Below are 23,667 nucleotides of genomic sequence, written 5' to 3' on the forward strand. Positions count from 1 at the left end.
ATGCAATCCAAATTTATAACAATCAGAGACCGCACTTATCCAATCACCTGCTAACACCACAGCAAATGCATCAACAAAACAAACTAAGTAGAAAACAGTACAAATCAAAAAAGCTTAACGATGCTAGAATCGTTAAGCTTTAAATATTAATTTTAATCCTTTAATAATCTGTATCGGTTATTTAGGACTAGACATTCTTATAAAATCGTTCTAAATTTATTTTAGCCACCAGTTACAAACAACAGCAACAGCCCTAGAGTCAGAAAGCGTATGGCTCTTCTTAAATTTCTAAATTTCCAGGCGGCAATCATTGAGATGATAAAAATCTGTTTTCCCAATCGTTCAAAAAAGTTTATCCTCATGTCAGCTTACTTTTTAAAATGTTTTGACAAATGAATCATTACCGATTAAGTTTTAAATCGTGTAAACTTTCTAAGAACGAATATTATGAACGACCTGAAGTGGTCATCTTTTGAAAATTTTTTTTCAAGCAAATGCTATTATAAGTAAGTATATTTAAAAAGTTTCCATTTTATAGAAATCTTTGAGAGTTCTTATATATTATCAGAGTGTAATGAGTAAAATAGTTTTTTTTCTTTTTAGTTTATTGACAATTCCCGCATTTGGGCAACTGTTCAGTCCACAAATCGATAATTATACTTATGGTGATAATCAAAACTGGGGAATTAATGTGAGCGATGGGGATTTGATATTCATTGCAAACAATAGGGGACTAGTACGATATACTGGACAGCAATGGGAATTACTAAAACTACCCAAAGAAACAATTGTTAGATCAGTCTTTAATGATGGAGAAATTGTCTATACGGGTTCTTATGAAGAATTTGGATTCTGGAAGAAAAATTCAAGTAATTTATATGATTATCATTCATTGACCTATCTGTTTAATAATCCTGACTCAATTGGTAGTGAGGAGTTCTGGCAAATCTTAAAATTTAAAAATAATATCCTATTTAGGTCATTCGGCGGTCTGTATATTTTTGATGGAACATCTATTTCCAAAATTGAAAAAACTCAAGGAGTTTTTTCAATGTCAAATTACAGAGATAAATTTTTTGTAGCAACGTCTACTGACGGTCTCCAAGAACTTATAGATGGACGCCTCGAGCCTCTTAAAAATAATCAAGCCCAATACCTTACGAATATTAAGAGTTTAACATCATTAGGTGATAAGTTATTCCTATATGACGAAATTAAAGGGGGGTTCATATTTGACGGATCAAACTTTACGCCGATATCAGCATCTCTAAATAATGTGCTCAAGATGTATATCCTTAATAAAGCTAAATTTATTGACGACAATACGCTATCCTTCGGGACAATAAAGAATGGGGTATTAATTTATGATTTAAAGGATGAAGCTTTATCCTTTATAAATAAGGAATCTGGTCTTAATAACAATACGGTTTTAGGTCTTGACTATCACAAGGGCAATTTATGGGTAGCTTTAGATAATGGGATTAGTAAAATAAATTTAAAAAGTTCTTACCGTTATTATTTTGATCTAAGTGGAGCTCTTGGTACTGTATATGATATGGCCTATTATAAAGGACGTTATTATCTAGCAAGTAATACTGGCATTTATACATTCCATAATGATGATCTAATCTTAATTGAAAAATCAGAAGGTCATGTGTGGAATCTCACTATTATCAATGATCAGTTATTCTGTGGCCACAATAATGGGACGTATCTTATAAATGGTGATAAAGTTGAGACTATTGATCTTTCACTAGGGGGGGTATATGGATACACGGAAATACCTTCTGAGAGGTTTGGTTATTTGCAATCTACTTACTCCGGAATCAGCCATTTAGATTTTAATGGTACAAATGCAACAGTAACTAAAGTCGACGGTGTGGATACACCGATTAATGCTATTACGTTTAATACTGAGAATAAAGTTTGGGCTACGCATCCTTATAAAGGACTATTTCGGTATACTTTAAATAACAATTATTCTAAAATTATAGAGAAAGAAGACTTTAGTAATTATCCAACCTTAAATCAATATAAAACCGAAATAGTTAAAATAGGTGATAAGACGTATTTCTCAAATTCAAATAAGTGGTATACCTATACAGAAACAAAGAGAACTTCCAAATTTGTCGAAGTTGAAAAGTTAAAAGACTTAAAATCGATTGGTGTAGAAGAAAATGGAGTTTGGTTTTTAGATGACAAGTTTTCCCGTTCTCTCATTTTCTATAATAATAATTTTGAGGAGAAATTAAGGTTAACAGACTTTGAGTTATATAACCGTCTGGTGGCAAATTATGGTGCCGTAGTTGTAAAAAACGACTCTATACGTATGTTAAATTTAAATGATGGTTTTGCCATATTTAACGTTAATACAATAGCAGAAGAAAGTCTCTCAAGACCTATTATCGACAAAGTTTATAGTCCAAACCAAACAATTCCTATCCCTAATAATTCAGATGTGGAAATATCATTTAAAGATGCTTCCTATCTCACTTTTGAAACCTATACCCCAAACGCCTTTCAAAATGAAATGAGTTATGTTCTTTCTGGTGAAATGAAACAAAGGCAAATCATTAAAAACGGAAAATTTATTTTACAAAATTTAGGTTATGGTGATTATTCACTTAGAATTTCTAATAACTATGAGACGGAGGTAGATAAAAATATCGAAGATAATTTATATCGTGAAATCAAATTCACCGTATTACCACCTTGGTATCTTTCAAAATTAGCCTTTATCCTATATATTCTTCTTTTTATATGTTCTGGATATTTCTTATATCATCGTAATCTTCTTAAAATACGCAGGGAACAATTAGAGCTTAAGCGACAATATGCTAAAGAAACCCAAGAACGTATCTATGAGCTAGAAAAGACGAATTTGGAAAAGCAGATTAAAGATAAAAAGAGAGAACTTACAAACTCTACGGCATCCATTATCAAAAAGAATGAAGCAATCATAATATTAAGAAACGAACTAACACGTTTAAAAGATGTATCCCCAAATAGTTACCGTACAAAGAAAATAATAGCAAACTCAGAAAAATATATCAATAATAAGAATGATTGGAGGCAGTTTGAAGAGAACTTTAAGCAATTTAATGCCGACTTCTTTGACAATCTTGTAAAAAAGTTTCCCAAATTGACCACTAGAGATTTAAAATTATGCGCTTATATTAAAACAGGGCTAACTTCCAAAGAAATTGCCCCTCTTATGAATATTTCAAAAAGAGGTGTTGAACTTCATCGATATCGTTTAAGAAAAAAATTAGAAATGCATAGCGATGATAATTTCTTAGCTTTTTTGCAAGCATTTTAAGAATAAGATGAATTTTTGGGTCTAAAATTTAGAATATTAAGGTGAGTTTACCTCATCAACACTACATCAAATTGTTAAAATTAGTATTCTAAAATACATCTAAGTTATTGTATTTTAGATATTTATATTTTAGGGTTCATTTCATCACTATCTCGATAACGTTTTCGTTAGAATCAAGTCTTAAGTTTACATCGCATTAACTTGCAATAATTTAAACTGGACAAATCTTAAGCGGAAACTCAATGAATTTTAGACATACTTTCTTCCTATTTGTAGTATTGACCGTACAGAGTGTTTTTTCTCAAAATACTATAACGGGAACAGTAACTTCTCAAAACGGGGATCCTATTCCAGGAGCTACTATAATAATAGAAGATTCCAATATTGGTGTTCAAACTGATTTCGATGGGAATTTCACTATAAACGCATCTGCTAACGATACTCTTATAGTGAGATATCTTGGTTTTATTGAAGAACGTGTTTATGTTGCTTCTGACAAATCCTCTTACAACGTGATCTTGAAAGAGGACATTAATCAATTAGGTGAAGTAGTCGTTGTAGGTTATGGAACTCAAAAGAAAGAAGTTCTGACAAGTTCAGTAGCACAAATAGACGGAGAAGAATTAGCGGAAGAATCAGTTTTAAATGCTACTCAAGCATTACAAGGAAAAGCTGCAGGTGTACAAGTAATTGCCTCAGACGCACCCGGTCAAGCTTCACGGGTAGTCATTCGTGGGCTAGGTACTGTTCAGGGTGGTCGTGATCCCCTTTTTGTTGTAGATGGTGTGCTTACTGACAACATCAACAACATTAATACTTCAGATATTGAATCAATAAATGTTTTAAAGGACGCTGCTTCGTTAGCTATATATGGAAACAGGGGGGCGAATGGTGTCGTAATTGTCACAACAAAGAAAGGAAGGACAGAAAAAGTACAGATCAAGTTTAATACTTACACAGGGGTAAGGGATATTTTAAGTACTGTTGAAATGGCAAATTCTGAGCAGTTTGTCATATATAGTAATGAAGCAGCTCGTCGAGATTTGCAAAATGATAACGATCCCTCAAATGATAATGATTTTAGTAATTTCATTCCTACAAATCAAGCCTTCAATACAAACTGGCTAGATGAAATTACACAACTCGGACTTATTCAAGATTACTACCTCTCATTATCTACCGGTTCAGAAAATATTAAGGCGTTTTTTAGCGCAGGATTTAATGAAGAGCGGGGCATATTATTAAACAATGATTTTAATAGGCTCACGGTTAGAAGCAATGTAGATTATAAAATAAACAACAAGTTAGATTTTTCTCATAAAGTTGGTATTCAACTTGCGACAGGAACACCTCAGAGCTTTGGTCTTTTTACCTCAGCTTACAAACAGGCTCCAATCATTCCAGCAAGAATGGATGATGGGACCTTTGGATCTTCTATAGCAATAAATAATGTCGCTAACCCACTAATCGATGCGACAAATGCTTTTAAACGTGAAAAGAATAAATTTTTTAAGGTTCAAGGGGCATTTCAATTTGATTATGAAATTTACAAAGATCTATCATTTACATCGCGCTTTTCAATTGAGACAGAGTACGGGCGTTTTTACAATTTTAGAAATAGGCTAGGTCGTTTTTTGGCAGATAATCCATCTAATACAGAGAGTAGTTTTGAGGGAGGAGTCGATAATCCCGCTAGAACCCGTTTAACAGTAACCCATACTAATACTTATCGCTGGTTTGTTGATAATTACTTTACTTATAACAAATCATTTTTTGAAAATCATAATGTGAATGTTACAATAGGTATTACTGCTGAAGAAAATCGAAGTGAATTTTTATCAGCAACTCGAAATAATGTCCCGCTGAGTGATAATTTAAATTTTAATTTAAATAATGGTGATCAGGATGATACACAATCTAACTCAGGAGCCATTAGTGTGACAGATCGCTTATATTCTTATCTAGCGCGAATTAATTACGATTATAAGGGTAAATATCTTCTAGGCGGATCATTTCGTCGAGATGGTTCTAGTAGATTTCAGCCCGGTAGCCAATTCGGAAATTTCTATGCAGTGAGCGCGGGATGGGTGGTAACTAAAGAAGATTTTTTTGACGATACTGTATTTGACGTTTTGAAATTTCGCGGAAGCTTTGGACAATTAGGAAATCAAAATGTGCCTTTCAATATAGTAACGGCTACAACTGGAAGTGGTGGGTTTTATGCTTTTGGGCCAAATCAGGATCTACAGCAGGGTATTACAATTACGGGTACGGTACAGGAGGATTTGTCCTGGGAAGTTACAGAGGAAACAAACATTGGTCTGGAATATAAATTGTTTGATTTCCGACTCTCTGGAGAGGTTGATGTGTATAGGAGAGTCAATACAAATGCTATTTTAGAAATTGAATTACCAGACGTTATAGGTTTTGATCCTTTTAATTCTGCTGTGGGAGAAGTAGAAAATAAGGGTATTGAGTTTTCTCTAAACTGGTCTGATAAATTGAGTGAGGATTTCTCATATTCTATCGGAGGAAACTTTTCCTTCAATGAAAACGAAATTAGTAAAGTAACTAATCCTTTTTTTAGTGAGCAAATAGGCGGTTTTATTAATAATGGTGAATACACTAAGAAAATTGCCGTTGGCCAGCCATTGGGTAGCTTTTTCCTTTACGAGGTTGAAGGTATAGATGAATCAGGTGATTTTGTTTATCGTGATAATAACAACAATGGCACTATAGACGAAGGAGATCGTAAATTCTTTGATTCTTATCTTCCTAAGTATTATGCGAGTCTCAATTTAAGTGTAAACTTCAAGAATTTTGATTTTAGTACAGACATATTTGGAAATTTCGGGAATAAAATATACAACGGTAAGAAGGCGCAAAGATTTGGAAATGAAAATATTGAGCTGAGCACTTTTAACAACCGTTTTACTTCTGGAAGACCCAGTAATACGACACCAAGGGCTTTCAACGATGTTCCTATTTCATCAGATTACTATTTAGAATCCGGTGATTTTGTTAGAATAAACAATATGACCTTGGGATATACATTACCAGAGGGCGCTTTAAAATATTTTGATAATATACGTGTCTATGCTTCTGCAAGAAATCCTATTATTTGGAAGCGATTCTCAGGATTTACGCCAGAACTCCCAGGAGACCCATTAGGTGGTGCAGGAATTGAACTAGATGCTTATCCTACTTTACGATCTTTTTATATTGGATTGAACACTTCTTTTTAAAAAAATGCTGGAAATGAAAAAATTACAACACACAAAAATTTGGGTACTAGTTTCAACTATTATTGGTATAGCTACCCTACAGTCTTGTAGCGAAGATTTTATAGATGTTGAATCTAATCAGGAGACGGAATCTGCTCTTACTTCTGATCGTGCTCCAGAACTTGTAAATGCAGTTTATAATAGCCTTTTAGTTTGGGAAGTGAGTTCTTTTGCCTGGACAGGTATAACAAGTATTGCTTCAGATGATGCAGATAAGGGCAGTATTCCGAGTGATACAGGGGTAGACAAACATCTTTTAGATGCTCTGGATATTACACCAACTCTTATCTCAGTAGGTGATGTATGGAGAGGTCACTATGATGCTATTCAAAGAGCAAATCAGGCCATAAATAGAATAGAGCAATTTGATGATATGGATCCTGATCTACAAGATCGTCTTCTAGGTGAGGCAAAATTTCTAAGAGCCCTATTCTATTTTCGTCTCGTACAAACTTACGGAGGGGTTCCTATTATTACTAACATAAATAGTCTGGATGACATCACAGGAGATGTATTATCTCGGGCTACAAGAGAGGAGACTTACGCTTTTATAGAGCAAGACTTGACTGACGCAATTGAATCTCTACCTGAAAAAAGTGAGTATCCTATTTTAGAATTAGGCCGTGCTACTAAAGGAGCAGCCAAAACCTTACTTGCCAAGGTAAGTATGTATCAAGAAAAATGGGAAGAAGTACGACGTCTTACAGACGAAGTTATTGCTTCGGGTGAGTATGGATTAACTCCTAACTATGAAGATATCTGGAAAGAAGGTAGTGAAAACAATATTGAGTCCATTTTTGAAATTCAGTCAAGAGGAGATGATCCGGCTGCCGGCGTTGATAAATACAGTACAATCCAAGGGGCTCGCGGTGAAGGAGGCTGGGGATGGGGTTTCAACACACCATCACAGGACTTAGACAACGCTTATGAGGATGGTGACACTAGACGTGATGCGACCATTATGTTTGCTGGAGAAACTTTATTTGATGGAAGAGTTATAAGCATTAATGCGCCTAATCCAAGATATAATCAAAAAGCATATTCAAGCGCTTTAACAGAGGCTGAAGTTACAGGTAAAAATGTTAGAATTCTGCGATACGCTGAGGTTCTGTTAATGAATGCAGAGGCCGCTTCTGTAATAGGAGGTGATGTTTCTAGTCCACTTAATCAAATTCGAGAAAGAGCTGGTTTAGAACAGACCTCTGCCACCAGCCAAGTGGCTGTGTGGGACGAAAGACGGTTAGAAATGGCTTTCGAACACGATCGTTATTTTGATTTAGTTCGTCAAGGTCGCGCTCCTGAAGTCCTAAACTCTAAGGGTATACCGTTTCAATCAGGAAAGCATGAAGTTTTTCCAATACCTCAAGAACAAATAGATCTGAGTGGGGGAGTCCTTACACAAAATCCAGGTTACTAGATTAAATCATAAGAAACGCAAATTATTTATGCAATCATTTAATATTTTAAAAAATATGGATACGTTTTGTACCAAATTATTCTTATCAATTTTATTGTTTGGCAGTTGCAATAGCGATGAGATAGCACCGCCACCTCCAGATGTTGGTTTTGTTGAAGAATCAAATGTTGAGACCTTACCTTTTGAAGAGCTTCTCAATACTGTGCAAGAACGCACCTTTAACTACTTTTGGGATTTTGCTGAGCCTGTAAGTGGTCTTGCTCGAGAGCGTTCTCAAGAGAATGCTTTAGGCGGAGATGCGAGAAATATTGTGACTATCGGTGGCTCTGGATTTGGAATTGCTTGTTTTCCAGCAGCAGTCGAGAGGTCTTGGATCACAAGGCAAGAGGCAATTGAACGTATGAATAAAATTCTAACGTTCTTAGAAAATGCCGAAACGTATAATGGGGTGTTCTCTCATTGGTATATGGGAGATACAGGTGTAACAAGACCTTTTAGTGACCTTGATGATGGTGGAGATTTAGTTGAAACAGCTCTTTTGATTCAAGGCCTTTTAATTAACCGTCAATATTTTTCAGAGAATAACGACCAAGAACAGTCAATTCGGGATCGAATAACAGCGATATGGGAGGCCGTGCAATGGAATTTTCACGAACGTGGACAAAACGTTTTAACTTGGCACTGGTCCCCAGAAAACGAGTTTGCGATTGATTTAAAAATTCAAGGTTGGAATGAAGGTCTTATAGTTTATGTCTTAGCTGCTTCATCTCCAACCTATCCCATTCAGAAAGAAACCTATGATAATGGATGGGCGTCTAATGGGGAAATGACCAATGGGACAACTTATGTAGGTACTGAACTTCCGTTAGGAGAGCCATTTGGTGGTCCCTTATTTTTTGCACACTATTCTTTTATTGGTTTAAATCCTACAAATTTAAGTGACCAATATGCAAATTATTTTGAGCAGAATCGGGCTCATTCATTGATCAATTTTGAATACTGCAGGAATAATCCTAATGGTTATAAAGGTTATAGTGCTGAATCTTGGGGGTTAACCGCTAGTGACAATTATGAAGGGTACTCAGCACATAGTCCAACAAATGACTTAGGAGTAATTACGCCTACCGCAGCCTTATCGTCATTCCCATTTACACCAGAAGAATCTACAAGAGCACTTGAGCATTTTTATTATGATAAGAATGATGAATTGTGGGGTCCCTACGGATTTTATGATGCATTTTCTGAGGAATTCAATTGGGTCGCAGATGGCTATTTAGCAATTGATCAGGGCCCCATCGTAGCAATGATTGAAAATTTTAGAAGTCAACTTTTATGGAATTTGTTTATGCAGGATTCAGATATCCAAAATGGACTTACGCAACTTGAATTTAACTTTTAATAGAATTTATGCTACCTAAGAAAATCACATATCTATTAATTCTAGGCATTTTAGCAATTTTTTCAGGCTTTACCTATAGTCAATATAGTTCAAACAAGAAGAGCTATTCGAACAATATTGATGGGGAGGTAAACCGAAAGGTTGACTCATTATTGGTATTGATGACTTTAGAAGAAAAGATAGGTCAAACGGTCCTTTATACCACAGAATATGATGTTACTGGTCCAGTTGTGGATAAAAACTATCTAAATTATTTACGTGATGGTCGTTTAGGTGCAATGTTCAATGCAACGGGATCAGCCTTTACGAGAAAACTTCAAAAAATTGCAGTTGAGGAAACACGATTAGGTATTCCATTGTTGTTTGGGTATGACGTTATTCACGGATATAAAACTATTTTCCCAATCCCTATGGGAGAGGCATCAAGCTGGGATCTAGAACTTGTAGAAAAAAGTGCTAGGGTTTCTGCCATCGAGGCCTCTGCCGAAGGTTTACATTGGACATTTGCCCCTATGGTAGATGTCGCCCGTGACCCGCGTTGGGGTCGTATCGCCGAGGGTGCAGGAGAAGATACATATCTCTGTACAAAAATTTCCGAAGCGCGGGTACGGGGTTTTCAAGGGGAGGATCTAAGTAGTGATAATACTATTTTAGCTTGCGCAAAACATTACGCGGCCTATGGCGCCGCCCAGGCAGGACGCGATTATCATACTGTAGATATCTCCGAAAACACATTAAGAAATGTATACCTCCCACCATTCGAGGCACTTACTAAACAGGGAGTAGCGACATTTATGACTTCTTTCAATGAAGTAAATGGTGTTCCTGCTACTGGAAACAAGTATTTATTAAAAGATATTTTAAGAGAGGAATGGAATTTTGATGGTTTTGTTGTGACGGACTACACTTCAATAAACGAAATGGTTAATCACGGATATGCTGAAGATTTAAAACACGCAGGAGAGTTGGCTTTCAACTCAGGTGTGGATATGGATATGCAAGGTGGAGTTTACCTGAATGAAATGGCAAAATCCATTAATGAAGGCAAAATTTCAGAAGAGCAACTTGACGAATCTGTACGATCTATTCTCAAACTTAAATTTAAGTTAGGTCTATTTGATGATCCTTACAAGTATTGCCATGAGGATACTGAAAAAGAAATTGTTCTAAGTCAAAAAAACCTTGATATCGCCAGAGAAGTTGCTCAAAGGTCAATTGTGCTCTTGCAAAACAAAAAAGGTACTCTACCGCTAAAAAGCGATTCAAAAATAGCCCTCATAGGCCCTCTAGCAGATGATCAGTACCATATAGTAGGAAATTGGATTGCAAGAGGAGACAGGAATGGTAGTGCGGTAAGTGTAAGGGAGGCTCTAGTTGCTAGAAATAGCAAATTTGATTATGAGAAAGGATGTGAGATCAGCGGTGATAATTTGACTGGTTTAAACAATGCCATTAAAATAGCTAATGCCTCAGATGTAGTCGTTATGGTAATGGGAGAAAGTGAAAGAATGAGTGGGGAAGCAGCGAGCCGAACAAATATAAAATTACCCACTGTACAGCAGGATTTGATTCGAGAAATAAGAAAAACGGGGAAACCATTAGTAATTGTTCTCATGAATGGGCGGCCTCTAGATCTTAGGTTTGAATCAGAACAGGCCGATGCTATTGTTGAAGCTTGGTTTCCAGGGACAAGTGGCGGACATGCAATTACTGATGTGCTTTTTGGAGATTATAATCCGTCAGGTAAACTCACTGTTACTTTTCCTATGACAATTGGGCAAATTCCTATTTTCTATAATATGAAGAATACAGGGAGGCCCGCAGATATTGAAGGAGCAAATGAGCGGTATACATCAAAATATATTGATGCTCCTAATAAACCGATGTATCCATTTGGATATGGTTTAAGTTATACAACATTCGATTATGGAGAAGTAAATCTTGATAACAATACCCTTACAGAAAATACTATCATAATGGCATCAATAGAAATTACTAACACGGGAAAATTTGATGGTGAAGAGATAGTACAGCTATATATAAAAGATATGGTTGGAAGTATAACTAGACCGGTAAAAGAATTAAAGGGATTCCAAAAAATATTTTTAAAAAAGGGCGAAAGTAAAACACTAACATTTGAGATATCTGCCGAAGACTTAAAATTTTACAAAAATGGAGCCGGCTATATCAATGAAGAAGGGGACTACAGACTTTTTATAGCGGGTAGCTCTGATCACGAATTCACAAATTCTTTCAGCTTTAAATCGAGTCAAATATAATATCAACATAATCAAATTATTATGAAAAAAATACTACTACTATTAATTTTGTTTCCAGCATTAATTGGTTATTCACAATGTGTAGATCCTCTATTGACAGATTTCGAATGTGGAACACCATCACACCCGTTTTCTGGTGGAGTGGTTGTAAATAATGTGCCCAACCCCTTCAGCGGAGGCATAAACACAAGTGCCAATGTAGGAGAGGCAACAGATAATGGTACGGAGCCCTTTGATGCCATTATAGTGGATTATGGAGCACCTATAGATTTGATGACCAACCCTATTTTTCACATAAAGGTATACACCGAGCTAACAACACCCATACCATTTGTTGCTAAGGTAGAAGGTGGTACAACCCCCTTAGAAATTATGACTAATATCGATGTCTCGGACCAATGGCTGGAATACACTTTTGACTTTTCTTCAGTAGCAGATAGTGGCAATACCACTTTAGTTATATTCTTCAATTTTAATGAGAGCGATGGTTCGATCACAGACACCTATTACATAGACGATATCTTTTTTGCTCCTGCTGAAGAAGATACTATGTGTGTGGATCCTATACTATCTGATTTCGAATGTGATCTTCCATCACATCCCTTTTCTGGTGGAGTGGTTGTAAACAATGTTCCAAACCCTTTCAGCGGTGGCATAAACGTAAGTGCAAATGTGGGAGAGGCAACAGATAATGGTACGGAGCCCTTTGATGCTATTATAGTGGATTATGGAGCACCTATTGATTTGATGACCAACCCTATTTTTCACATAAAGGTATACACAGAGCTTACAACACCCATACCATTTGTTGCTAAGGTAGAAGGAGGCACAACGCCCCTAGAAATAATGACCAATATCGATGTCTCTGACCAGTGGGTGGAATACACTTTTGACTTTTCTTCAGTAGCAGATAGTGGCAATACCACTTTAGTTATATTCTTCAATTTTAATGAGAGCGATGGTTCTGTCACAGACACCTATTATATAGACGATCTCTTCTTTGCTCCAGCAGATACTATGTGTGTAGACCCGATACTATCTGATTTCGAATGCGATCTTCCATCACACCCCTTTTCTGGTGGAGTGGTTGTAAACAATGTTCCAAACCCTTTCAGTGGCGGCATAAATGTAAGTGCAAATGTGGGAGAGGCAACAGATAATGGTACAGAGCCCTTTGATGCTATTATAGTGGATTATGGAGCACCTATTGATTTGATGACCAACCCTATTTTTCACATAAAGGTATACACCGAGCTTACAACGCCCATACCATTTGTTGCTAAGGTAGAAGGTGGCACAGCCCCCCTAGAAATAATGACAAATCTTGATGTCTCGGACCAATGGGTGGAATACACTTTTGATTTTTCTTCTGTAGCAGATAGTGGCAATACTACCTTAGTCATATTCTTCAATTTTAATGAGAGCGATGGTTCTGTCACAGACACCTACTACATAGACGATCTTTTCTTTGCTCCCGCTGAAGAAGAAGAAGGTACAATGTGTGCCGATCCTGTACTATCTGATTTCGAGTGTGATCTTCCATCACACCCGTTTTCTGGTGGAGTAGTCGTAAACAATATTGCTAACCCTTTCGTTGGTGGATTTAATACAAGTGCAAACGTGGGCGAAGCAATAGATGATGGAACGGAGCCACTTGATGCGATAATAGTGGATTACGGAGCACCTATTGACCTTTTAACCAATCCAATATTTCACATTAAAGTTTACAAGACAATTACAGGGCCAATACCTCTTGTGGCCAAGGTAGAAGGTGGAACGACTCCTTTAGAGATTATGACGGTGATGGATGTATCTGATCAGTGGGTGGAATACACTTTTAACTTTTCTTCAGTGGCAGATAGTGGCAATACAACATTAGTCATATTCTTCAACTTTAATGAGAGCGATGGTTCGGTTAATGACACCTACTATATTGATGACCTTTTCTTTGCTCCGGCAGATAGTATGTGTGAGGATCCAATAATTACAGACTTTGAATGTGACCTACCATCGCAACCCATATCGGGCGCATTGCAAAATATTCCTAATCCATTTGAGGGCACCGCAAATCCAAGTGAATTCGTAGGAGAGTACACGGATGAAGGGGGTGATGCTTTTGACAATATTGCTGTTAATTACACAATGCCCATAGATCTTTCAACAAATAACAAATTCCGACTCAAAATTTACACCTCTCAAACTACGAACTTATTAGTAAAACTTGAAGGAGGAACTTCTCCAGCAGTTGAACTTGGAAATATTGGTGACCAGGGTGATAATATTGATGAACTTAATTCTTGGACTGAATACGAATTTGATTTTAGTGATCAGGCAGGAGAAAATCACGAGCGTTTAGTACTTTTCTTTAATGCCGGGAATGAGCAAGATGAAAACGAAACTTTCTTTATAGATGATTTAAGATGGGAATCCGAATCTTTAAGTATAAACTCATCTGATGAACAATCCATTATCAGTATCTACCCTAATCCATCTAGGGATATCATCCATATATCTTCAAAGTCTGAAATCATTGGCTTCGAGATGTTTGATATTTCTGGGAAGAATGTAAAAAAGCATGTTTTGGGAAGTAGCAGTATTTCTAGAATTGATATCTCATCATTAGTGCCTGGGTTATATTTCCTAACTCTTAAGAGCAGCACTGGAAATCAAACGCTAAAGGTTCTTAAAAGATAATCAAGACACCTAAAAAAAAAATACGAAATGAAAATAATTAGAACTTACAAACGGATTTCTCTATTATATGTGCTCTTAGCCATAGTTTCTTGTGAAGACAATCTTCAAGAGTTTCCACTTTTGACTACAGTTCCTTGTGAGGATACAGATGTAGTAGTAGACCCTCTAATCATTTCTGATTTTGAATGTCAAGCTAATATTGAAATTGCCAATGTTACAACTGTAAGAAACCCCACAGAGACTGGAATCAACACATCCTTATTTGTAGGTCAATTTATAGACGGTCAGAGTGCGACAGACGGTATTACAATAAACTATGGCACTATAAATCTTTCAGAAAATGCACTCTTTAAGTTTAAGGTAAAATCTGATGTCACAGGAGCCCTTGTGGTTAGATTGTTAGGAGGTAACGGCGCAACTGCAGTAATATCGAGCACCGTTTTTGGTGGTGATGCCTGGACGCAACAAGAACTTGATTTCAGTGATTTTGAGGATGGTGACTTTGATCAAATTATGATAATATTTAATGAAGGAGTAGAGACTAATGGAGATGATATTTACTTCATTGACGATATTTTATTTGATAAGGCAATAGATCCCTGTGAAGATGTACAACCAGACTTAAGTATTATAAATGATTTCGAATGTCAACAGAATTATCTTCTTGGAGATCCAAGTCAAGGAGAATCTGCTGTCGTAGTAGTTCCTAACCCTAGCGCCAGTGGAATTAATGTAAGTCCATTTGTAGGTGAATATATTGATAATGGAACGGAGCCGTTTGATAATTTGTTAATTGATTTTCAAGAAGTGGTTGATCTTATGGAGAATAGCCAATTCAGTATAAAAGTACGTTCTGGTATAGCTGGTCAGGTAATTGCAAAGTTAGAAGGCGGATTAATGCCTCTCGAAAGAACGGCAACAATCCAGCAGACGAATCAATGGTCAGAACTAACTTTTGATTTTAGAGATGCTCAGGGCGCCGAGAACACTAGACTCGTTTTATTTTTTAATGCTGGCGCAACTAATGGGACTGAAACAGACTCATATTTCATCGATGATCTTAGGTTCATCCCTTTTGCAGAAGAGTGCGAAGGTGTTACACCTGATCTTTCTATAATAAGTGATTTTGAATGTCAGCAAAATTATCAACTAGATGCTGTACCCGCGGTAGACAACCCCAATATGACGGCCTTGAATATGAGCGCAATGGTGGGGAGGTATGTGGATAATGGAACAGAGCCATTTGATAGCATTATTATCAATTTTGGAGGACCTATTGACTTATCTGAAAATGCTCAGTTAAACATAAAAGTACTATCTAGTATGCAAGCACCACTTCTGGCAAAACTTGAAGGTGGTACAGGTGCACCCACTGAGATCGCCACAACCATTAATGTCGTAGATGAATGGAGCAACTACACTTTTGACTTTTCTTCAGCAATCGATGATGGAAACACAGTACTTGTTTTATTTTTTAATGCTGGGCAGAGTGATGGCACGACGGAAGATATCTATTTTATAGATGACCTTCAATTTCAGAATGCTGGCTGTAATCAGATTGTAGAAAATTGTGATGGAGTAGATGAAGACTTGAGCATCATAAATGATTTTGACTGTCAACAGAATTTTCCATTTGCAAATGCTGGAGACATCCCTACAGTTCAAAATCCCATGGTAACCTGCGATAATAGAAGTTCAAATGTAGGCCAGTATACAGATAATGGTACAGATCCATTTGACAATACACTTATTAATTTTGGAGCACCTATAGACCTTTCTGTAAACAATCAATTTAAAATTAAAGTTCTTTCCACAGAGGCTGGCCCTATTTTGGCAAAACTTGAGGGAGGAACACCGGTAGAAATCTTTGCAGACATCACTGTCCTCAACGAATGGGTAGAGTATACCTTCGACTTCAGTGGGGCAGAGGGTAACGGCAATACAGCCCTAGTGTTATTTTTCAATGCAACAGAGACAGATGGAACTCCCCAAGATCTTTACTATATAGATGATCTAAGGTTTGAGGCACAATAAATAATATGAATATTTTTATAGCGCAGTACGCTTTCGCGAAAGCGTACTCACATTTAAATTAAATACTTAAAACGTACCCAATTTGTTATGTTTATGGTTTGTGTCTTACTCAAACATTAAAAGATTAGAATATCGCAATCATTATTAACTATATGATAGATATTTCAATCAATTCATTAATAAGGAAATAGGATAAGGCTATTCATATGATAAAAGAAATTTGAAGTATAGGGATGAGAGGTAAAACTATTATAAACCATTATTGTAGCGAAAGATTAGACCGAGCTGTGTTGTAATGGCTTTTCGTGAACTTATAATTTTACTTTTATAGCAACGAGGATTCTAATTGCTTAGTTTTATTTTTTTGCTATTGACAGATATCTTACGATATCAAGTATAAAACTCCGTAAATCTCTGATTTACGGAGTTTTTGATTCAAAATAGTTAAAGAAAATGGAGCGCCAGAATTAGAAAAAGCGTATTGGAAAACCTACTCCTGTCAACGGAATATTATAACTGCAGACGGGAAACTCTACGGGAAATATCATAAGAATCACTTTTGTAACCTTTGGAAGAGTGAGTATTCGCAAAGCCGAAATGATAATTTAGGTGATTTGATTTTAGACGGTGTTGAAAACTAAATATATGTTGATCTTGACTATCTCAAAAGCTTTTTCTGAAACTTGCAATAAACCTTCGAGAATTGTCAACGTTACTATCAACTAAAAAAATAAAGCCCCGATATCATTGCGATAACGGGGCATTTTGCGGAGAAAGTGGGATTAATTCCATTGATCCCTACAATCTCCCCTAGTGACAATAAAGCTCTATATCGCTATCGCGATATCAGGCTTTTGTATTTTACTCCGCTTACCAAAGCTGGGCTTTAAACGCTTCCTAAAAAAACAAAAGCCCGATTTTCATCAGAAAATCGAGCTTTGCTCTAAGCGGAGAAAGAGGGATTCGAACCCCCGGAGGTGTGACCCTCAACAGTTTTCAAGACTGCCGCATTCGACCACTCTGCCATTTCTCCTTGAGTGCCTCATCAGGTATTCCCTGAATGCGGGTGCAAATATACACCCCTTTTTCTTTTACAACAACCCTTTCTTGAGGTTTTTTAATAAGAAATTAGAATTACTTATAAATCAATATTATACATTAAAAAGGAAGTGCATCACATCACCATCTTGAACAATGTAATCCTTACCCTGAACTCCTAATTTTCCTGCCTCGCGCACTTTAGACTCTGACCCATACTTTACAAAGTCTTCATACTTAATCACCTCGGCACGTATAAATCCTTTTTCGAAATCTGTATGAATAACCCCAGCTGCCTGAGGACCCGTAGCACCTATATTTACCGTCCAAGCGCGTACTTCCTTTACACCAGCCGTAAAATAGGTTTGCTGATTCAAAAGTTTGTAAGCTCCACGTATAAGTTTTGCACTACCAGGTTCTTCCAGACCAATGTCTGCAAGGAACATCTGGCGCTCCTCATAATCGTCTAGCTCTGTAATGTCTGCTTCTGTGCCTACGGCTAGAACAATGACTTCTGCATTTTCATCTTTTACGGTTTCACGTACTTTATCAACATAGGCATTACCGCTCACGGCACTATTTTCATCTACATTGCACACGTACATAACAGGCTTATCCGTAATAAACTGTAACGGTTTTACGTACTCATCGCGCGTATCTTTATCAATATCTAGGGCTCTTACAGAAATCCCCTTCTCGAGCCCTTCCTTTATTTTAAGTAGTACCGCTTCTTCGGCTTGAGCTTCTTTATTTCCCGTTCGAGCCGCACGCTTCACTTTTTCAAGTTTCTTTTCGGCAGTTTCTAGGTCTTTTAATTGAAGTTCGATGTCGATAGTTTCTTTGTCTCTTATCGGGTCTACGCTTCCGTCTACGTGAACGATGTTGTCGTTGTCAAAACAACGCAACACGTGTAAAATCGCATCTGTCTCCCTGATGTTCCCTAAAAATTGATTCCCTAGACCTTCACCTTTACTCGCTCCTTTTACTAAACCTGCAATGTCCACAATCTCCACCGTAGCAGGGATTACGCGCTCTGGGCTAACAAGTTCTTCAAGTTTGGCAAGCCGTGGGTCTGGTACATTTACCACACCTATATTGGGCTCAATAGTACAGAAGGGGTAGTTTGCGCTCTGTGCTTTGGCATTAGATAAACAGTTAAATAACGTTGATTTTCCTACGTTAGGCAATCCTACAATTCCGGCTTTCATATATTGTTTTTTAGTACGTTCTGAAATGGATTCAGAGTAAATTTCGCGAAAGCGGTCTTCTCATTTACCGCCTTACGAGCGTGCAAAGATAATGGTAATTGAAAAATAAAATTCCAAACACCAGCTTTAAACTACAACGATGCTGATTTCTGTTAAATTTGGTTAATTAGTGGCTGACTTTTTCAACTTTAGTAAATCCTTGTGACTGCTTTAATCATTCTTAACAGGCTGTCACTTTATTTTTACATCATAAACTAAAACACTAATAATTATGAAAACGATATTTTATGTAGCAGCCTTTGCATTATGTACAGTAGGTGCAACGCAGGCTCAGGAAAAATCAATGGAAGATAAGGTAGAAGAAACATCTACAGTGCGGACAACAGTAAAAACTGCTTTAGGTAATGAAACCGTAACCAAGAAAACAACTACAACTAAGGTAACCGACAAAATGCTCGATCCAGCAGATGCTGGTAAAACGAATCAAAGGTTAATCGCCGCAAACACAAAAGTGCGTACAGAAACGACGTATACCTTTGATGATGCAGATTTTAAATTAACGGAAACTCCTAGTGGATTTACAGTAACACAATCTAATGACAATAATAGTGCTCAAGTCGCTACCCTAACAAAATTAGCTAGAGGAGATGTATACTTAATGCGTGCTGGGGATGAAACGTCTGTAAGCTACTTCGATAAAGATGGAAATTTAGTTTCAGAAAAGTATGATGATGAAAAAGATACTATGACTATTATTAAATACGAAGTAAAGAGACCTATGACTGCCAAATCTGAAAAGATACGTAAGTAAATCCTGATAGGGACCCAATAGAAACGCTCAACAAATTGTTGAGTGTTTTTTTTTGAGTAAAATCAATATAGTTATCCTTGGCCTTGGCCTTGGAGCTCTTGACCTATAGCCTGTACTTCATCCAGAACACGTAATAAATTACCGCTCCATAAAGCGCTTATTTCATCTTCGGAGTAGCCACGCCTTACTAGCTCTACTGTCACGTTAATAGTTTCAGAAGCGTCGCTCCATCCTTCTATGCCACCACCACCGTCAAAATCCGAACTTATACCTACATGCTTGAGTCCCATTTTTTCAACTAGGTAATCTATATGGTCTACGAAGTCGGCAACGTTTACTGCAGGAGGGAGGTTGTCCATTTTGGCGAGTTTTGCTTTTTGGATGGGTAACATTTCCTGATATTTTTCATAGTAAGCCATACGCTCTGCGACTGGTAATACCATTACATCTTTGCGTTCCATATAAGTCACGCCCATAGAGTCGGCTATTTTTTTAAGAACTTGATTTTCTGCTTCGGCGCGCTTATCATTTTTCTCTGTGTTTAGGTAACTTTTAAAGGCTACTGTTTGTACAACGCCTCCATTTTCTTGAAGCCACTTTAACTGTTCATCATCTAGATTACGGCTGTGATCGCAAAGTGCTCTTGCGCTAGAGTGGGAGGCGATAAGTGGTGCTTTACTGAGTTCGATCATCTGACGCATTGCTTCCTTACTGGGGTGCGAGACGTCTATCATCATTCCCAATCTGTTCATTTCGGCTACTACTTCTTTTCCTAAATCACTTAATCCGTTATGTAGCCAGACGTTGTCTTCCTCACCAGTATTGCTATCGCTTAACTGGCTATGACCGTTGTGAGCGAGAGACATATAGCGTCCGCCCATTTCATAAAAACGGGCAACATTACTTATGTCTTCTCCCACAGGGTATCCATTCTCGATGCCTATCATCGCTACTTTTTTTCCAGATTTCCAAATTTCGCGTGCTTGAGCAGAAGTTGTCGCAAGTTGTATCTGGTCTGGTGCTATGTCCTTACAAAGTTTATGGATAGCGTCAAATTTAGAAATGGCATTCTCATACGCCTTTTTATAGCCTTCTGCATTGAGCGAGTCTTGACCTGTGTAAACTATGAACCACGGCACGTCCAGACCGCCTTCGATCATTTTAGGAAGGTTTACTTGAGAGGTAAGTCGCTGGGTATAATTGATACTGTCTGTAAAATTTTTGACATTAATATCGCAATGCGTGTCTAGCGTCATTACGCGTTCGTGTATGGCTTTAGCTTCTGCAATAATTTCGGCTTCTGTCATTTCTTTTGGTTGTTCGCTTACTTGATCCTTGCATGCGATTAACAGCAGGCATAAAGCAATTATCTTAAGATTGTTTTTCATTGTCTTATCATTAATTTGAGTTTCTAAGGTACGTAATAAATACACTTGTTTGATTATTGATTTTGCTCCTAAAAGAGATTATAAACAAATCTTTACGAAAGCATAATCAACTATTGGACTAGTGGATAAGGCTCAAAACTAAATATTTAGTTTTGTTGATTGTAGGTGATAATTTTGAGACCGGGATTGAAGAAATAATTTGAACAAGAAAGGAAAGTTCTATTTGTAGCACAAAAGAGAAATTTTTAGAAGCTTAATGGTCGAGAAAGTTCCAAAATGTCTAGGGTGACCTTAGAAAGGTTGTAAGATCCCGCTATTGGCGTGACGACATTTTTTTAAATCAAACTTATGTTTTTTCGAATAAAAAAAGTCCCCAGATTGATCTGAGGACTTTAGAAAGGGTGGAAGATCACGCTGTTGGCGTGACGACATTTTTTTAAATCAAACTTATTTTTTATCGAATAAAAAAAGTCCCCAGATTGCTCTGAGGACTTTAGAAAGGTTGGAAGATCACGCTGTTGGCGTGACGACATCTTTTTATAAAATCGAATTTATATTTTTTGAACAAAAAAAAGTCCCCAGATTGCTCTGAGGACTTTAGAAAGGTTGGAAGATCACGCTGTTGGCGTGACGACATCTTTTTGTAAAATCGAACTTATATTTTTTGAACAAAAAAAAGTCCCCAGATTGCTCTGAGGACTTTAGAAAGGGTGGAAGATCACGCTGTTGGCGTGACGACATTTTTTTGTAAAATCGAACTTATATTTTTTGAACAAAAAAAAGTCCCCAGATTGCTCTGAGGACTTTAGAAAGGGTGGAAGATCACGCTGTTGGCGTGACGACATTTTTTTTGTAAAATCGAACTTATATTTTTTGAACAAAAAAAAGTCCCCAGATTGCTCTGAGGACTTTAGAAAGGGTGGAAGATCACACTGTTGGCGTGACGACATTTTTTTTGTAAAATCGAACTTATATTTTTTGAACAAAAAAAAGTCCCCAGATTGCTCTGAGGACTTTAGAAAGGGTGGAAGATCACGCTGTTGGCGTGACGACATTTTTTTAAATCAAACTTATTTTTTATCGAATAAAAAAAGTCCCCAGATTGCTCTGAGGACTTTAGAAAGGGTGGAAGACCGGTCTCGAACCGGCGACCTCTGGTACCACAAACCAGCGCTCTAACCAACTGAGCTACAACCACCATTTTAATTAGCGACTGCAAAGATAATCATTACTTCAATTCTTGCAATACATTTTGTCAAAAAGCACTAAAATTTTACAAAAAGAATTTAAAAAATCATTGAGTAGCAGTTTACAGACTCCTGCTATAACTACTTAATCTCCTCATGTCCATCTGCGTGCAACGCAAATCGCCCTCTTTCTTTAGGGTGGGTGTGGTCATAAGTGGGCCAAGGCCAGCCACCAAATTCTGTCCTACGAAACTCCATTATTGCCTCATTTATCTCCTGTTGCGTATTCATAACAAAAGGTCCTTGCTTAGCCACTGGCTCGGCAATGGGCTTTCCCTGTAAGAAAAGAAATGAAGATTTATTAGTTCCATTATTTATTCTCGCTTCTTTACCACTTATTAGGTCAATTGCGTGATTAATTGGGATATGGAAATCTTCAATTTCTATTTCGTCACCATTGTAAAAATATAACGACCTATTAACAGCCTCAACTTCTTTTGGGATTTCCCAAGATGCACCAGCTTCCATTGTTATAAGCCAAATAGCAACTTTGTTTGAAGGGTCTGCCGCCCAAGAATCCGGAGCTGTTAAAGGAGCTTTTGTTTTGTCGTAATCGCCAGCAATTATTTTTATAGTGATTTCTTTACCATTTTTATCTTTAAAAGAATGTACAGGGATATCTTCATTCCATAACATTTTAAAATGTGGCTCTACCATTTTATTTTTCTTGGGTAAATTGAGCCAAAGTTGAAATAACAACAATGGGTTTTCTCTATCTTCATTCAATAGCGGAAACATTTCGCTATGCTGCACACCTTTCCCAGCAGTCATCCATTGTACATCGCCATTCCCGAAGCGTCCAGCAGCACCCAGAGAGTCACTATGGTCTGCAAAGCCTTGCTCCACTATTGTTACTGTTTCAAAACCACGATGAGGGTGTGCGGGAAAACCAGGAACTGTCTTGCCGTGATACATCCGCCATCCATCTGGATTTGGAGCAAAGTCCATCCCGATATTGCGATCTGCAAGAGAGGCCTCTGGGCCCAAGTTTGCATTACCTTTAGGGTAATTATCCAGATGGTAAGCGCAAAAAAGAAATGGATCTTGTGTTTCCCATTGTGGTCCTAGTTGCTTTATTTTTTTTATTGCAGTCATATAAGGTTTTATAGCATTATTGGCAGCTCAATTGTAGACAAGTGCTTAGTTTATAAATTCGCTTTCGCGAAAGCATACTTTTTATTTAAACATATCCATCCCTGGAATATCTGGCATTCCCTCCTTAGCAACCGCGGCCATTTCTGTGTCGTGTATGTGATGCGCTTTCTCTAAAACCTTATTTAAATTGATAATTAAATAGTCCTCGAGCATTTCCTTGTCCTGCAATAATTTATCATCAATATCTAATGTCTTTATCCTACCATCTGCGCTTGCGGTAACCTTAAATAAGCCGTCTGAGGATTGTTCATCTACAAGGACTGTTTTTAATCGTTGCTTTGTGGTTTCAGCTTTTGCTTTAGCTTCTTGTAACTTGCCCATAAGGCCCATCATATCTCCAAACATAATTGTGTTTTTAATGTGTTTGCTACAAATTTATTAATTTCAGCAGCCA

The 23,667-nt window shown here is 37.1% G+C and carries 13 protein-coding genes and 2 tRNA genes; 8 read left to right on the plus strand and 7 right to left on the minus strand.

Going from position 1 to position 23,667, the window contains the following annotated elements:
- Positions 1 to 221: 221 nt before the first annotated feature.
- Positions 222 to 362, minus strand: a complete 141-nt coding sequence (locus EAX61_RS16450; protein WP_161555207.1) for a Pycsar system effector family protein — start codon at positions 360 to 362, stop codon at positions 222 to 224.
- A 212-nt stretch (positions 363 to 574) separates the two neighbouring features.
- Between EAX61_RS16450 and EAX61_RS07365 the strand changes: the two genes are divergently transcribed.
- From EAX61_RS07365 to EAX61_RS07395, 7 genes are all read left to right on the plus strand, one after another.
- Positions 575 to 3,319: a helix-turn-helix and ligand-binding sensor domain-containing protein gene (locus tag EAX61_RS07365; RefSeq protein ID WP_121917041.1), complete on the plus strand. Its 2,745-nt coding sequence runs from the start codon at positions 575 to 577 to the stop codon at positions 3,317 to 3,319.
- 242 nt (positions 3,320 to 3,561) lie between these two features.
- Entirely contained in the window at positions 3,562 to 6,564 is a 3,003-nt protein-coding gene (locus EAX61_RS07370; protein ID WP_121917042.1) for a SusC/RagA family TonB-linked outer membrane protein, read from the plus strand.
- Between the two features lie 13 nt (positions 6,565 to 6,577).
- Positions 6,578 to 8,020 carry a RagB/SusD family nutrient uptake outer membrane protein gene (locus EAX61_RS07375; RefSeq protein ID WP_121917215.1) on the plus strand — a complete coding sequence of 481 codons (1,443 nt, stop codon included), beginning with the start codon at positions 6,578 to 6,580 and terminating at the stop codon, positions 8,018 to 8,020.
- Between the two features lie 55 nt (positions 8,021 to 8,075).
- Complete coding sequence (locus tag EAX61_RS07380) at positions 8,076 to 9,419, plus strand: glucoamylase family protein (RefSeq protein ID WP_121917216.1); 1,344 nt, start codon at positions 8,076 to 8,078, stop codon at positions 9,417 to 9,419.
- An 8-nt stretch (positions 9,420 to 9,427) separates the two neighbouring features.
- Positions 9,428 to 11,698, plus strand: a complete 2,271-nt coding sequence (locus EAX61_RS07385) for a glycoside hydrolase family 3 N-terminal domain-containing protein (RefSeq protein WP_121917043.1) — start codon at positions 9,428 to 9,430, stop codon at positions 11,696 to 11,698.
- 21 nt (positions 11,699 to 11,719) lie between these two features.
- The gene (locus EAX61_RS07390; RefSeq protein WP_121917044.1) at positions 11,720 to 14,392 is read left to right on the plus strand and encodes a T9SS type A sorting domain-containing protein; all 2,673 of its coding nucleotides are present in this window, start codon (positions 11,720 to 11,722) and stop codon (positions 14,390 to 14,392) included.
- 27 nt (positions 14,393 to 14,419) lie between these two features.
- Positions 14,420 to 16,426 (plus strand): hypothetical protein, encoded by a 2,007-nt coding sequence (locus tag EAX61_RS07395; RefSeq protein WP_121917045.1) that lies wholly within the window; start codon positions 14,420 to 14,422, stop codon positions 16,424 to 16,426.
- Positions 16,427 to 17,374: 948 nt separating this feature from the next.
- On the opposite strand, the gene EAX61_RS07400 is transcribed toward EAX61_RS07395, so the two are convergent.
- Both EAX61_RS07400 and ychF read right to left on the minus strand, forming a co-directional pair.
- Positions 17,375 to 17,459, minus strand: a tRNA-Ser gene (locus tag EAX61_RS07400).
- Positions 17,460 to 17,577: 118 nt separating this feature from the next.
- Positions 17,578 to 18,672, minus strand: a complete 1,095-nt coding sequence (gene ychF / locus EAX61_RS07405) for a redox-regulated ATPase YchF (RefSeq protein ID WP_121917046.1) — start codon at positions 18,670 to 18,672, stop codon at positions 17,578 to 17,580.
- Between the two features lie 271 nt (positions 18,673 to 18,943).
- Between ychF and EAX61_RS07410 the strand changes: the two genes are divergently transcribed.
- The gene (locus EAX61_RS07410) at positions 18,944 to 19,483 is read left to right on the plus strand and encodes a hypothetical protein (protein WP_121917047.1); all 540 of its coding nucleotides are present in this window, start codon (positions 18,944 to 18,946) and stop codon (positions 19,481 to 19,483) included.
- Between the two features lie 71 nt (positions 19,484 to 19,554).
- Here the strand turns inward: EAX61_RS07410 and EAX61_RS07415 are convergent, their stop codons facing one another.
- The 4 genes from EAX61_RS07415 to EAX61_RS07435 all read right to left on the minus strand — a co-directional run bounded on the left by EAX61_RS07415 (position 19,555) and on the right by EAX61_RS07435 (position 23,618).
- Positions 19,555 to 20,871 carry a dipeptidase gene (locus tag EAX61_RS07415; RefSeq protein ID WP_121917217.1) on the minus strand — a complete coding sequence of 439 codons (1,317 nt, stop codon included), beginning with the start codon at positions 20,869 to 20,871 and terminating at the stop codon, positions 19,555 to 19,557.
- Between the two features lie 1,123 nt (positions 20,872 to 21,994).
- Positions 21,995 to 22,070: transfer RNA gene (locus EAX61_RS07425), tRNA-His, on the minus strand.
- Between the two features lie 129 nt (positions 22,071 to 22,199).
- A complete protein-coding gene (locus EAX61_RS07430) occupies positions 22,200 to 23,213 on the minus strand; it encodes a pirin family protein (protein WP_121917049.1) in 1,014 nt (337 codons plus the stop codon).
- 81 nt (positions 23,214 to 23,294) lie between these two features.
- Entirely contained in the window at positions 23,295 to 23,618 is a 324-nt protein-coding gene (locus EAX61_RS07435; RefSeq protein WP_121917050.1) for a YbaB/EbfC family nucleoid-associated protein, read from the minus strand.
- Between the last annotated feature and the right edge of the window lie 49 nt (positions 23,619 to 23,667).

It is taken from the genome of Dokdonia sinensis (genome assembly GCF_003688895.1).
Taxonomy (GTDB): domain Bacteria; phylum Bacteroidota; class Bacteroidia; order Flavobacteriales; family Flavobacteriaceae; genus Dokdonia; species Dokdonia sinensis.

Bases quoted from the DNA above. Each gene is read 5' to 3' on its own strand.
- EAX61_RS16450 (WP_161555207.1), bottom strand. From the start codon at position 362: ATGAGGATAAACTTTTTTGAACGATTGGGAAAACAGATTTTTATCATC.
- EAX61_RS07365 (WP_121917041.1), top strand. From the start codon at position 575: ATGAGTAAAATAGTTTTTTTTCTTTTTAGTTTATTGACAATTCCCGCA.
- EAX61_RS07370 (WP_121917042.1), top strand. From the start codon at position 3,562: ATGAATTTTAGACATACTTTCTTCCTATTTGTAGTATTGACCGTACAG.
- EAX61_RS07375 (WP_121917215.1), top strand. From the start codon at position 6,578: ATGAAAAAATTACAACACACAAAAATTTGGGTACTAGTTTCAACTATT.
- EAX61_RS07380 (WP_121917216.1), top strand. From the start codon at position 8,076: ATGGATACGTTTTGTACCAAATTATTCTTATCAATTTTATTGTTTGGC.
- EAX61_RS07385 (WP_121917043.1), top strand. From the start codon at position 9,428: ATGCTACCTAAGAAAATCACATATCTATTAATTCTAGGCATTTTAGCA.
- EAX61_RS07390 (WP_121917044.1), top strand. From the start codon at position 11,720: ATGAAAAAAATACTACTACTATTAATTTTGTTTCCAGCATTAATTGGT.
- EAX61_RS07395 (WP_121917045.1), top strand. From the start codon at position 14,420: ATGAAAATAATTAGAACTTACAAACGGATTTCTCTATTATATGTGCTC.
- ychF (WP_121917046.1), bottom strand. From the start codon at position 18,672: ATGAAAGCCGGAATTGTAGGATTGCCTAACGTAGGAAAATCAACGTTA.
- EAX61_RS07410 (WP_121917047.1), top strand. From the start codon at position 18,944: ATGAAAACGATATTTTATGTAGCAGCCTTTGCATTATGTACAGTAGGT.
- EAX61_RS07415 (WP_121917217.1), bottom strand. From the start codon at position 20,871: ATGAAAAACAATCTTAAGATAATTGCTTTATGCCTGCTGTTAATCGCA.
- EAX61_RS07430 (WP_121917049.1), bottom strand. From the start codon at position 23,213: ATGACTGCAATAAAAAAAATAAAGCAACTAGGACCACAATGGGAAACA.
- EAX61_RS07435 (WP_121917050.1), bottom strand. From the start codon at position 23,618: ATGTTTGGAGATATGATGGGCCTTATGGGCAAGTTACAAGAAGCTAAA.